The sequence below is a fragment of the Wolbachia endosymbiont (group B) of Eucosma cana genome (genome assembly GCF_947250645.1).
In the GTDB taxonomy this organism is placed as follows: domain Bacteria; phylum Pseudomonadota; class Alphaproteobacteria; order Rickettsiales; family Anaplasmataceae; genus Wolbachia.
On sequence record NZ_OX366334.1, the window covers coordinates 964,770 to 977,301 of the forward strand.

At 33.3% G+C, this 12,532-nt stretch carries 13 protein-coding genes, 1 other RNA gene and 2 pseudogenes; 8 read left to right on the top strand and 8 right to left on the bottom strand.

Features of this window, described 5'->3' with window-relative positions:
• Positions 1-295 precede the first annotated feature (295 nt).
• Positions 296-835: a hypothetical protein gene (locus tag OOK99_RS04760; RefSeq protein ID WP_264719562.1), complete on the bottom strand. Its 540-nt coding sequence runs from the start codon at positions 833-835 to the stop codon at positions 296-298.
• A 136-nt stretch (positions 836-971) separates the two neighbouring features.
• Here OOK99_RS04760 and OOK99_RS04765 point away from each other — a divergent pair, with 136 nt between their 5' ends.
• Entirely contained in the window at positions 972-1,580 is a 609-nt protein-coding gene (locus OOK99_RS04765; RefSeq protein WP_213863989.1) for a superoxide dismutase, read from the top strand.
• Position 1,581: 1 nt separating this feature from the next.
• On the top strand, positions 1,582-2,856 hold the full coding sequence (locus tag OOK99_RS04770) for a M16 family metallopeptidase (protein WP_264719563.1): 1,275 nt from the start codon (positions 1,582-1,584) through the stop codon (positions 2,854-2,856).
• On the opposite strand, the gene OOK99_RS04775 is transcribed toward OOK99_RS04770, so the two are convergent.
• The gene (locus OOK99_RS04775; RefSeq protein WP_264336854.1) at positions 2,853-3,170 is read right to left on the bottom strand and encodes a WD_0736 family protein; all 318 of its coding nucleotides are present in this window, start codon (positions 3,168-3,170) and stop codon (positions 2,853-2,855) included. The genes OOK99_RS04770 and OOK99_RS04775 overlap by 4 nt on opposite strands.
• A 104-nt stretch (positions 3,171-3,274) precedes the next feature.
• A pseudogene (tgt, locus tag OOK99_RS04780) lies at positions 3,275-4,324 on the bottom strand (tRNA guanosine(34) transglycosylase Tgt); the annotation flags it as partial.
• An 84-nt stretch (positions 4,325-4,408) separates the two neighbouring features.
• On the opposite strand from tgt, the gene OOK99_RS04785 reads away from it, so the two are divergent.
• A protein-coding gene (locus OOK99_RS04785) for an IS630 family transposase (RefSeq protein WP_264719384.1) occupies positions 4,409-5,420 on the top strand; the annotation gives its coding sequence in 2 pieces (ribosomal slippage) (positions 4,409-4,870 and positions 4,872-5,420; 1,011 coding nt in all).
• 11 nt (positions 5,421-5,431) lie between these two features.
• Here OOK99_RS04785 and OOK99_RS04790 read toward each other — a convergent pair.
• Positions 5,432-5,593, bottom strand: a pseudogene (locus OOK99_RS04790) (tRNA guanosine(34) transglycosylase Tgt); the annotation flags it as partial.
• Positions 5,594-6,094 (bottom strand): NADH-quinone oxidoreductase subunit NuoE, encoded by a 501-nt coding sequence (nuoE, locus tag OOK99_RS04795; protein ID WP_264719564.1) that lies wholly within the window; start codon positions 6,092-6,094, stop codon positions 5,594-5,596. It lies immediately after the preceding pseudogene.
• A 256-nt stretch (positions 6,095-6,350) separates the two neighbouring features.
• Here nuoE and OOK99_RS04800 point away from each other — a divergent pair, with 256 nt between their 5' ends.
• The gene (locus tag OOK99_RS04800) at positions 6,351-7,187 is read left to right on the top strand and encodes a hypothetical protein (RefSeq protein ID WP_264719566.1); all 837 of its coding nucleotides are present in this window, start codon (positions 6,351-6,353) and stop codon (positions 7,185-7,187) included.
• Positions 7,188-7,208: 21 nt separating this feature from the next.
• Here OOK99_RS04800 and OOK99_RS04805 read toward each other — a convergent pair.
• Positions 7,209-8,323 (bottom strand): IS3-like element ISWpi17 family transposase gene (locus OOK99_RS04805; RefSeq protein WP_214303219.1). Its coding sequence is split into 2 segments (ribosomal slippage): positions 7,209-8,050 and positions 8,050-8,323, totalling 1,116 coding nucleotides; the frame shifts between segments, so codons are not numbered across the junction.
• 162 nt (positions 8,324-8,485) lie between these two features.
• Between OOK99_RS04805 and rnpB the strand changes: the two genes are divergently transcribed.
• An RNA gene (gene rnpB, locus OOK99_RS04810) (RNase P RNA component class A) lies at positions 8,486-8,834 on the top strand.
• On the opposite strand, the gene OOK99_RS07105 is transcribed toward rnpB, so the two are convergent.
• Positions 8,823-8,963 (bottom strand): hypothetical protein, encoded by a 141-nt coding sequence (locus tag OOK99_RS07105; RefSeq protein ID WP_006014837.1) that lies wholly within the window; start codon positions 8,961-8,963, stop codon positions 8,823-8,825. The genes rnpB and OOK99_RS07105 overlap by 12 nt on opposite strands.
• A 208-nt stretch (positions 8,964-9,171) precedes the next feature.
• Complete coding sequence (locus tag OOK99_RS04820) at positions 9,172-9,942, bottom strand: response regulator transcription factor (RefSeq protein WP_264330446.1); 771 nt, start codon at positions 9,940-9,942, stop codon at positions 9,172-9,174.
• Between the two features lie 322 nt (positions 9,943-10,264).
• On the opposite strand from OOK99_RS04820, the gene OOK99_RS04825 reads away from it, so the two are divergent.
• The 3 genes from OOK99_RS04825 to OOK99_RS04835 are packed head-to-tail and all read left to right on the top strand — an operon-like array spanning position 10,265 to position 12,525.
• Complete coding sequence (locus OOK99_RS04825; RefSeq protein ID WP_006014776.1) at positions 10,265-11,242, top strand: NAD(P)H-dependent glycerol-3-phosphate dehydrogenase; 978 nt, start codon at positions 10,265-10,267, stop codon at positions 11,240-11,242.
• A 19-nt stretch (positions 11,243-11,261) separates the two neighbouring features.
• Entirely contained in the window at positions 11,262-11,744 is a 483-nt protein-coding gene (locus OOK99_RS04830; protein WP_015587887.1) for a phosphatidylglycerophosphatase A family protein, read from the top strand.
• Positions 11,734-12,525 (top strand): GNAT family N-acetyltransferase, encoded by a 792-nt coding sequence (locus OOK99_RS04835; protein ID WP_264330444.1) that lies wholly within the window; start codon positions 11,734-11,736, stop codon positions 12,523-12,525. The genes OOK99_RS04830 and OOK99_RS04835 overlap by 11 nt, the downstream gene beginning before the upstream one ends.
• The last annotated feature ends 7 nt before the right edge of the window (positions 12,526-12,532 follow it).

Genomic DNA, 12,532 nt, shown 5'->3' on the forward strand with positions numbered 1-12,532 from the left:
GAAACGTATCTGTGTGGCAAAATAAAGTAGAAGAGAAAAGACAACCATAGAAACAAACGGGTTTTATTTGAGTAACCGACACAGTTCCTTTCATAAAGGTGTCATCCCAGTGCTTAGACACTGGGATCCAGATGGGACAGTAAGTTGGTAAACACTGTACAACGTTTTTGATGACGAAAAGACTGGATGCCAGTGTCAGCTACTTGCATGACATCCTCTTGCTTCTATAGGTGTCTTTATCTCGTCTACTTTATTTTGCCACACAGATACAATGGTTTCACATAAACCTGATAGTTTATCTATCTCCCAAAAGATGACCACTAACACCTTCAGCGTTTGCATCACTAAATTTACTTGCCACTTTATCAATAGTCCAAACGAGTGGTGTAACAACGAGCGCAGCAGCCCAGATAACAGCACTAACAGCATAATTCAAAACTGCATTAACAAATTCAGATAATGCTCCACTATGGTTCCATGCCTTAAGTGACAACATGGATGAATAATCTATCAATGATTTTGTATTTTCTGCAAAATCATAGCTACCTACTACTTTCGCCAATCCTTTTGCCGGCCAGTATGACAAATACGCCAATGCTAGATATAAAGGTTGCAGAACGACATTAGCTAACGCAAAAGTAATAATCCCAATCATAGAAGGATTTTTTTTGTAACTACCAAGAGCTACATTTTTCACTGGCCCAATAACACTATTAATATAATGAACAGATTTATAGAAACTATTTTGTGGAACTTGACAACCAAAATGACCATCTCTAGTAGGAATAATTCCCCTTGCAGCGTATTTACTAAAATTCTTAAATAAATTCGACATATTACCCCTCTAAAAATAAAAACATAATTATCTTACCAATATAGCTTGTTTTAGAATAAATGCAATCACTACCTAACTAAATTATGTGTTGCGCAAAAGCACATATTACCATACCATCGAAAATAAAGAGGTCAGCATGAGTTTTACTTTACCTGAGCTGCCATATGATAAAGCAGCTTTAGAACCTTACATATCTGCAAATACATTGAATTTTCATTATGACAAGCACCATAAGGGATATTTAAATAAACTCAACGAACTGGTTGAAAACACAGATTATCAACATATGGAAATTGAGGAATTAGTAACGAAAGTTCATGGAAATAATAATACAGTTCCTATTTTTAACAATGCAGCACAAGTTTGGAATCACACTTTTTATTGGAATTCAATGAAAAAAAATGGTGGTGGTAAACCTAAAGATGATGGTCTTCTAGCAAAAAAAATTCAAGATGATATTGGTGGCTTTGACAAATTTTGTGAAGAATTTTCAAATTATGGAGTAAGCCAATTTGGTAGTGGATGGGTGTGGTTAGTGCTTGAAAAAGGAAAACTCAAAATCACTAAAACTCCAAATGCGGATCTACCGCTAATTTATGGCCAAGTGCCACTACTTACTATGGATGTATGGGAGCATGCATACTATTTGGATTGCCAAAATCGCAGAATTGACTACATAAAAGTTTTTCTTGATCATTTGATCAATTGGGATTTTGTAGAAGAGAATTTAAAGAAGAATATATAAGATGAATATACCACAAGTAACAAAACTAGATAATGGTCTGCGCATAATAACTGAGCGAGTGCATGAAGTTGATTCCGTAGCTTTAAATATACGAGTTGGTGTTGGCAGTAGAGCTGAAAGTGCAAGTCAAAATGGAATATCTCATTTCCTAGAGCACATGGCTTTCAAAGGAACAAAGACAAGAACTGCTTTTGAAATTGCAAAAGCTTTTGACGACATAGGTGGAGCTTTCAATGCTTGCACCGGTAGAGAAAGTACAAGTTATTACGCAAAGGTTCTTAAAAAAGATATAAAGACTGGCATTGATATATTAATAGATATATTAATGAATTCTACATTTCCAGAGGATGAATTGGAACGCGAAAAGGGTGTTGTAATACAAGAGATTTTTCAAACTAATGATTCACCGAGCGATATCATTTTTGATAAGTATTTTGAAGCAGCTTATAAAGATCAACCATTTGGTAGATCAATCCTGGGCACGCAAGATACTGTCAAATCTTTTACTCGAGAAGATCTGAATAACTACATAAATGAGCATTACTTTGGCGGAAATATGATATTTGCTGCTGCAGGAAATGTTGAGCATGAGGAAGTTGTTCAATTAATCAAAGACTTTCTCTCAAAGATTCATTCAAAAGAGCTGAAAAAAAGCGAGAATGCAGGTTATACCAGTGGTGAGTATCGAGAGCATCGTAAATTAGATCAAGTACATTTATTAATTGGTCTACCTAGTGTTTCTCGTGATGATAATAGATATCACACATTCAAAGTTCTTGATGCCATACTGGGAAGTGGCATGTCATCACGCCTGTTTCAGGAAGTAAGAGAAAAGCAGGGTCTTGCTTACTCCATTTACTCATTCAACTCTAGTTATGCTGATACAGGAATGCTCTCCATTTTTGCCGGTACAGATAGTAGTAATCTAGATAAGCTTTTAAAATCCATAACGACAGAGCTAAAGAAATTGTCCACAGACAATCTGAAGGAAGAAGAAGTAAATAGAGTAAAAGAGCGAGTAAAATCCCAAATTTTAATGTCACGCGAAAGTGTTAGCTCGCGTGCTGAAACGTTAGGACACTACTACGGCAACTATAATAAATACATCAGTAAAAACGAATTAATAGAAAAAATTAGTGCTGTTACTATTTACGATATAAAAAAAGCAGCAGAAGAATTGCTATCTCAGCATGAAAAAATTACTTTAGCTGCGATTGGAGAAATTAATTCACTGCCAAGTTACGATAAAGTGGTTTCTATGCTTAGTGTACTTTAGTTATGTTGCTTATGCTCACTAAAAAGTTCAATGAATGGTTGCAAAATCCTTTCTATAAAAAGTTTGCTTTCTGGTTCATCGCGTATACCACTAATCATTTTATTGAAAGTTTTTTCGCTGTTTTGTAAAAATAAATAGCTTTCTACTGATTGCACAATAGACAAGGCAGTTAAAATTCCTCCTATCACTAAACAAGAAGCTATAGCAGGTACAGTACCCACTGCAATTCCAGTTGCGATTAATGATAAACCAGCTAAGAGTGTAAAGGCTGAAACGCAAAACGCTATTTGATGTTTTTCTTTATTTTTAACCATAAATGCCTCACAAAAATTATATTTCTAGTATATCCGTATATATAATGTACTGTCAAGTTTTTAAAGAAGATTAAAAAATGCAACGCACATGTGCAAAATATGAACTAGGTATATAATTCACAATGCAGCGGTATTTCACTAATCCAATTATTTTTTTCCTGATCTAGCCTATCATTCAATATTGCTTGTCTTATTGATTCCATCAACTTATTCATGAAGAAAACATTGTGAATGGTAACGAGTGTGTAAGCCAGGAGCTCTTTAGCTTTCAGTAAATGGTGTATATAAGCTCTTGAATGTTTTCTGCAGGTAAAGCACAAACAATCACTCTCAATTGGGTTATCATCTAGTTCGAATCGTTGATTTCGCAAATTAATATGCTCTTTGCACTTTGAAGAAATAGAATCTCTATTTTTTACTTTAACAAGCGCGCCACCATGTCTTGCGAGGCGAGTTGGATGCACGCAATCAAATGTATCAACTCCAAGCTCTACTCCACGAAAAATGTCTACAATTCCACCAATACCAAGCAAATGAGTAGGCCTATCTTTTTTTAAATGTTCCATAGTAAAGGAAACTACATCATACATCTGCTCTTTACTTTGACCAAGTGATCCACCTATTGCTTGACCAAAAAATGGCAAATCGTTGATAAAATCACAACTTTCTCTACGCAAATCTTGATACACTCCGCCTTGACTAATTCCATAAAGCACCTGTTTGCCATTATTATTTTTTTCAAATTCATTTAAAGAACGTTCAGCCCATCTATGGCTCATGAGCATTGATTTTCTTGTGTATTCTTTACTGACATGGAATGGAGTACATTCATCTAAAACTAAGATTAAATCTGCACCTAATTTTTGTTGAATTTGTATCGACTTTTCAGGAGTTAGACAATAAGTTTTACCATTTATGTAAGAACGAAAAATTGCCCCATCCTCGTTAATTTTGATCAGAGTTTTTTGTTTCTGTCTTACTCCCTTTATCTCTTCTGAAACTGATCCGTGTCCTAAACTAAATATCTGGTATCCACCAGAATCAGTGAGCATTGGCCCACTCCATCCCATCATCTTGTGCAAGCCACCAAGCTTTGCCACAGTATCCTCTCCCGGTTGGAGCATTAGGTGATAGGTGTTGGAAAGTATTATCTGATACCAATTCCCGTTACACGGGAAACAGATAGACAATAATGGAAGAAAAGCCATAATGAAATAAGTGAAATAGTTTAGGTATAAATGGCACTCAGATCAAAATTATTGGATGAAGAAGTAGTAAAATCAGCAAAAGAGATGCTGAAGAAAGTAAGGAATAATGCATATGTTTCAAAAAAACTAAACGCTGTAATTGCAGCAAAAAAGTACAGTATAACGTCTGTAGCAAAAATATATTGCATTTCAAGAAAGGCACTAACTTCGTGGATAAAACTCTTGAAATTTGGCAGAGAAGAAAAACTGTTTGCTCCTCGATCACGCCGAAGAAAAACTAAATTAAATCAGGCTCAACTACAGCAAATTGAAGCATGGATAGAAGAAAACCCTAATATTACCATTAAAGAAATGAGAATAAGAATACAGGAAAAGTTCGACTTAAATATTAGCAAATCTACAGTACACCGCCATATGCAAAAGATGAAATTTTCATATATTACACCAAGACCAGTACACAACGTACAAGATAAAAGTAAACAAGAGGAATTCAAAAAAAAATCTCAATGAAGTTATTGGAAAGTATCCTGAAAAAGAGCTATTTTTCTTTGATGAATCAAGGTTTGGCACACATTCGAAAGTTGGGCATGGATGGTTTAAAAAAGGTACTAGAACTCGGGTTAAAATAAAGTTAGGTAGGCATAATTTTTATCTCTACAGTGCAGTTAATCCTAAAAATGGAGAGAGTTTTAGCTTATTTGCACCAAATGTTAACACTGATTGCATGAATATATTTCTTGAGCAAATGTTGCAATATCTAGGGACAAGAGAAGCTGTTCTTGTTATGGACTGTGCTAGTTGGCATAAGTCAAAAAATTTAAAGGTACCTAAAAACATTGAGATTATATACCTACCTCCATATTCACCTGAACTTAATCCTGTTGAGAGGCTTTGGTTATATATAAAACAGAACATTTTGCGCAATAAAATATACAGTACTATTGCTTTGCTTGAGAGCACTTTATGCAAATTTCTTACCTCTCTTGCTACTTCTACAATTAAACAACTCTGCTCTGTTTCCTATTTGACTCCACAACAATGAGAATTGGTATGAGTACCTGCTTCTCTGATTCTCTCGATATCTGCAGCTTTAATAGCAGCTTTGGTTGCACAAAATATAAATGCTGGTGTTTCTATACTTCCATTTGGAGTTTTGATCGTTCCAACTCTTGCAGAACCTGATTGCTTGGTTATCCTAAACGAGAACTTTTCCATCTATTTACTTGAAAGTTCTGCTATGATATTTTCCACTTTTTCAGGAGTGAGGTTTTCATAAAAATCGTTATTGATCTGTACAACAGGGGCATTAACACATGCACCAAGACATTCAACTTCCTTTAAAGTAAATAGATTATCTTTAGTGGTTTCACCGATATTGATTCCTAGTTTCTTTTTAAAGGTATTTAACACTTCTTCACTATTGCACAACCAGCAAGGAGTTGTTCTACAAATTTGTATGAGATATTTACCTACTGGTTTTAAATTATACATGGTGTAAAAATTTGCCACTTCATATACACGAATATGTGGAATATGAAGCATGTCAGCAACGTAACGCATAGCAGATTCAGGAACCCATCCGCATTGTTCTTGTACGAGATATAGTAAAGGCATGACAGCGCTACCTTCTCTACCTTTAGGATACATCTCTATAGACTTTTTCGCTTTCCTAAGGTTATCTAATGTAAAACTAAACTGCTCTTCTTTCTCTTTCATCTAATAAGGTTCATGTAAATCTCAACAAATTATACTTGAAGAGTTAACAATTGCAATTGTTGGTTTTTTGAGCTCTACAATATTATATCTGTAGAGTGAGTGCACTCAATTTGTGAATTCTTTACTGCTACTCATTTTCCATATTTCGCTTTGCAGATTATAAAGGTATTAATTTCTTAATTTTAGTTAAAATTTTCATTGACATTAACACGCAGAAATAATCATAATAGCATTTATTAAGATTTTAAATATAATTATGCCTATATTAAGTAGATTATTTGGAGTTAATACAACTATACTGAAAGTTAAAGAAGCGATAGGTTTTAATCCAAAAAACGTAGGGTTGATTGAAGGAAATGGAGTTACTTATGGACTCAGCTATCAAGATAACGGCAATGGAAGCAGTAGAGTAAAGTTACTTATTAGCTCACTATATCAATCAAAAACATACGAGTGTGATACAGGTGTTAACGTAGCAAATGAATTTAAGGGCCAATTATCTCCCACACTAATAGAAAATTCAGCTGAAGTAGATAAAGTTGGAGTTATCTTTCCTACAGAAGAAATTAACAAAAAAGAAAAGTGCATCAAAGGCTTAACATTCAACACTTACGAAATCAAGCATTCAACTAATGTTCCCTTAGTTGAATACGTAGGAAAAGTAAAATTGTACAAGAACATTGATATAAATAATCTTGCAAATGAAGACAATAGTTACTTTCAACCAAAAGCAGTAAAAGTTGGTAATGGTAATGTCATTGTAATTGCTCATAACTTAAAGGATCAAGCTTTAGTTTCTTGGTATTTACAATCAGACACAAATGGAAAATTTAGGGCTTTACCTGGAGCAAAACACACCATAGAAAGAAAATTACTCAAATTTGATAATCCAGGACAATTAGTATTGGATGAAAATACGATGCTTTATTCGCAAGTGAGACCAAACGTTCCTGAAAATCAAGAGGTAAGAACAAATATTTTTAAGTTCGATATGGCCAAAGTGTATAATGCACCCATTTGTCTAGACCATTTTTTTCAAAGTGATCCGATTTTTAAAATGAATATGTTGATAAATACGTCGACACACATTTAAAGTATTTATCAATATATTCATTTACTGTTTATGATAATAAAGATCAGCAGGAACTTTATAATGTAGAGTCTGATGTCGCCTTCTATAGTTATACCAAGCAACAAAATCATTTATTATAAGATTTAAATCTCTGATACTATTTGGTCTATAATAATATATAGCTTCTTGCTTTAAAGTTCTCCATAAGCGCTCAACAAATATATTGTCGAAGCAACGTCCTTTATGGTCCATACTGATTTTAATATTAGCACGCTCTAATTCCATAATAAAGTTGTAGCTAGTAAACTGCACCCCCTGATCACTATTAAAAATCTCAGGTTTACCTTGTTTTAGAGCTTCTTTGAGAGTATAAAGGCAAAATCCAGCATCGAGATATGGTGATAATGAATGAGCAATAATATAGCGACTATACAAGTCCATTATTGCCACAAAATAGATAAACTTACCTTCTACCATAATATATGTTATATCAGTAGCCCATACCTGATTAACTCTACAAATAATCAAATCTTTGAGTAAATAAGGATATATTTTATGCTTTTTTTCTTTAATACTTGTATTACATCTTTTTCTACAATACAGCCCACTAATCTTCATTTTTTTCATAATTCTTAAGATTTTTTTGTGATTGACTACTACTCCACTCGCTATGATTTCAGCAGTAATTTTACGATATCCATAACGGCAATCAGAAGCCAAATATACTTCTTGAATCAAATTTGCTACTTCACTTTCGTTATTAATTATAGGCCTATAATATAGGCTAGATCTGCAAATCCCCAATAAATCAGCCTGTTTCCTAATTGACAGATCAGAATCTTTTTCTATAAACCTTACTCTATCTTTTTTGCTTATTTCAGTAATTTTTTTTTCAAATAGCTATTTTCCACTGTCAATTCTCCTATTACTTTATGTAAACTTTCTATTTCTTGCGCTAAGATTCTTTGTTTTCTCGCACTTTCACTTTCTTCAACAAATAGGTCTTTTAACCTTGCCAATACTCTATCACGCCAATCATATAGATTTGTTGATGGTATTTTATATTCACTACATATCTCAGCTGTGCTTTTTTGATTTTTTATTGCTTCCAAAGCTATCTTTGCTTTTAACTCTGGTTCATATTTTTTTGTTGCCATACTTTTACCCCTTTACCTTCCTACTCGGATCAACCATTTTTTTTTGGTCTAGTTTATGGGGTGCATTATATCACCTTTAGCTATTTGTCTGAATGTTTTTAGTATGTAGACTGTTAGGAAATTTTCTTTTGCTTTTATGATTTTAATGTTAAAGTATAATTCCTAGGTGCAATAAGTAGCTGCTGTTGTGTGATAAACACAGCAGAGGAAAGTCCGAGCTCCAAGAAAAGGTAGTGACGGGTAACGCCCGCCGGAGGTAACTCCAGTTATAGGGCTACAGAAAATTACCGCCTAAATATTATTAGGTAAGGGTGAAAAGGTGTGGTAAGAGCACACCATAACAATGGCAACATTGGTAGTCAAGTAACCAACACTAGGAGCAAGATTAAATAGAAGTAGATTTTATGTTTTTCTCATATCTACTCGGGTAAATCGCACGAAGTAAATGGTAACATTTACTCCAGATAAATAGCTACATAAACAGAACTCGGCTTATATTTCACCTAGGCAATGCATGAATGTCAGCCATACTATGTAAATGTATCAAACATTTCACATACCCTGTACGCTCAATTTGACCACCTATATTCCTTTTACTTCTTGGCTTATCTCTTTTTGCATTTCCTTTTGAACTTAACAAAGCTTTTCCTTTAACTCATCACCCTCTATCTCTAAAACCTTATTTTCTTACCTATAACTTTTAGCTTAGCTTCCAACTTTTCTATTTTTTGCTGCAAGTCTTTGTAAAGTTCTAAAAGACTAACCATGTTACCTCACTTTTACGATTGGTTTTTATCTTATTTCATCTACCTATTTTGTTGCTTCAATGAATGGGTGAATAAAGCATTTCATGCGCTGTCCTTCACTTGTTCTGCTTGATAGTCACTACTGCTTTCGCTTATATTAGCACTAGAGTATTCTTCATCGTCAACATACTCTTTTAGGACATATCCTCTACCCCAAACGGTTTCTATGTGGCTTATTCCATCATTTGCACTTTCAAGTTTTTTACGTAATTTACACATAAAAACATCAACTATTTTGTTGTCTGAAGGTTCGTCCAAGCCATTGTAAAGATGGTTTAAAAACATTTCTTTTGTCAACACTGCTCCTTTACGCAATGCCAGCAATTCTATCATGGAATACTCTTTGTTAGTAAGGTGAACTGTTTTGCCTTTTACCTCAACAATCCTGTGATCAAAATTGATATTCATATTACCAATCTTTATCACTGATTCGGGATGACCTTTAGTACGTCGGACTATGGCCTTAATTCGAGCTAATAATTCGCTCTTGTGAAATGGCTTGGTTAAGTAATCGTCGGCACCATACCCAAGTCCTTTAGCTTTATGGTTGGCAGCGGAGATACACGAAAGTATTAAAACAGGAACTTTGATTTTTGCACTTCTTAATCTTAACAGTATATCATATCCATCAATATCACCAGGCAGGTGTATATCTAGAATAACTAGATCGTAATAGTCTCCACCCGAGGAAACCATATTATTGTTATAATCTTGTGCAGAAGTAACAACGTCGCAAAAATGTCCATCAGAAGTTAAGGCATTAACTACAGTCTTTGCACTTACTTGATCATCTTCAATTAATAATATACGCATATTTTACACCCCATAAATAATTTATAATTTTAGTAATATATATAACCAAGGAAAGTAACAAATCAAATTTTTATTAATGAATAATAGAAATTACACTTATTAATTAATAGTTAATATGTCGTTCCAAAATTATACAAATAGATCTAAAATACAATAGATATACTATAATAATACTATTTTTAGTAAATATTGAATAGAAGCTATTTTATTAAAAGAATACTTAGGTTAATAGATATTTAAACTATTTTATACTTTTATGTTATATTTTTAATTTACTTATTCTACAGTTTTAAATTATAAGTAATACTTTCAGGAATATTGAGTGGTAATATCAGTTTTAGGTGCTGGCGCATGGGGTACAGCAATTGCGATTTCATTAAGTAGTAAGAAAAATGTAATTTTGTGGACTCGCAATAAGGCCATGTTTGAATCAATTAAAGAGAAAAGAGAAAGTGACAAGCTACCTGATTGTCCAATTTCTGATAATGTATCAGTAAAATTAGCTATTGAAGATGCAGTTAATGCTTCAGTAATAATTCTAGCTGTTCCCACTCAGTCTCTAAGGGAGATATGTCATCAATTGAATGATTGTAACCTAAAAAAAAATGTAGCAATAATTTTGGCTTGTAAGGGAATAGAAAAATCTACATTAAAATTACCTAGTGAAGTAGTCAATGAAGTTTTACCTAATAATCCTCTTGCTGTTTTTTCTGGTCCTAGCTTTGCTATAGAAGTTGCAAGAAAATTACCATATTCGATGGTTCTTGCATGTCAAAATGAAGTATTAGGTTCAAAATTAGTATCAGAGCTACAGCAAGAAAATATTAAATTGTACCTTAGTAGCGATGTTATAGGAATACAGGTTTGTGCAGCGTTAAAGAATGTTTTTGCTATAGCATGTGGGGTTGTTCTAGGTAGGTTTGGGTTTAATGCTCATGCAGCATTAATTACGAAAAGTATGAGTGAAATTAAGGCTTTATACTCAGCAAAAGTTGGTGACGGCAATGTAGATATAAATACACTACTTGGACCAGCATGCTTAGGCGATTTGGTTGTGACATGCACATCATTAAATTCAAGAAATCTATCTTTTGGATCTAAAGTAGCTAATAGTAATGGTTCTAGTGCTCAGCAGATTTTATCAGAAGGTAAGTCGGTAATTGAAGGTTTTAACACTGCTAAGTCTGCATTTGATTTAGCAGAAAAGCTAAAGATAAAAATGCCCATATGTGAAGCGATCTATAGATTGCTATATGAAAATACTTCTGTAGAAGATACTATTTCTGTTCTTGTAAATTAGTTTTATATTTCGGTATATTGTGAAATTTTTATATAAATTAATATCAACATGGTGGCTATCTGGCACGGTAAAAAACATGCCAGGTACTATAGGCAGCTTGGCTGCTTACCCAATTGTTCCTATATTACTCAATGACAGAATTTTAGGTACAGCAATTATTTTTTTTTTATTCTTAGTTGGATTATGGTCTACAGGCAATTATATACAACATTACAAAGCTCCGCATGATCCAAAAGAGGTAGTAATTGATGAAGTAGTTGGTCAATTGCTGACAGTACTTCTAGTTTCAATATTATTAGAACAAGAAATGAATAGCTCTGTATTGTTGGTGTGCTTTTTCTCCTTTAGGTTTTTTGATATAATAAAAGTGTGGCCTATAAATTTGATTGATAAAAATACAAAAGGTCCTTTAGGTATTATGCTAGATGATGTTGTAGCTGCAATTTTAGCCTTTGTTTTTATAGGAGCCTTTTATTGTTTATTGTTGGTTTATGCAGAATAAAAAAATTTGTTATTCAAGCTTAATTATTCAGAACCTAAAGGATTATATACTTTATGCAACGAATTTGTCCAAGTGGGAAATACATGACGAATTTGATAATGTTATATTTACAGTAAATGGTACCAGAGAATCGTTATTTAATTTTGTGTTTTGTGAAGATCAATGTACTGAGCTTTCCATATACAGAACTCTAAATTATCTCAAAGCACGAAATATAGAAGCAACATGGATAATAAGTCCACGTATAAAAATAGGGGGTATTTTAGAAAAATGCGAAATAAAACACGTTAGCACACCAAAAAAAGTTTTACTCAATATAAAAGATTATTTTTTGCCTGATGATGCTGTTCCAAATTTGAAGTTCAATGTTGTAAATAGTAGTGAGCTCTTAGAGCAATTAGATTTACACACTTCTAAAATTTTTTATCATAGAATTAGTATTGTTAGCACATTTTTTCGCCAATTATCGAATTATGATGATAAGAGCTCAAGGTTAAGATTTTTTCTTGTAATGCTAAATAACGAAATTGTTGGAACATGCGGTCTTTATATTCAAGACAGCATAGCTGGTTTTTATAGTGATGGAGTTTTACCAATTTACAGGGGTCGTGGAATAGGAACTCAAATGGTTCTAGAAAGAATAAAGATAGCTAGGCAATTTGAATGCAAATACATAGTAGCACATTGCATGAAACCTTCTGTAAACCTTTATAAAAGATTAGGCTTTAGGGTATTGGGCAATCTTCACTTATATACCTCTTCAGTACAATCTCTTTGCTGAGAGGTTA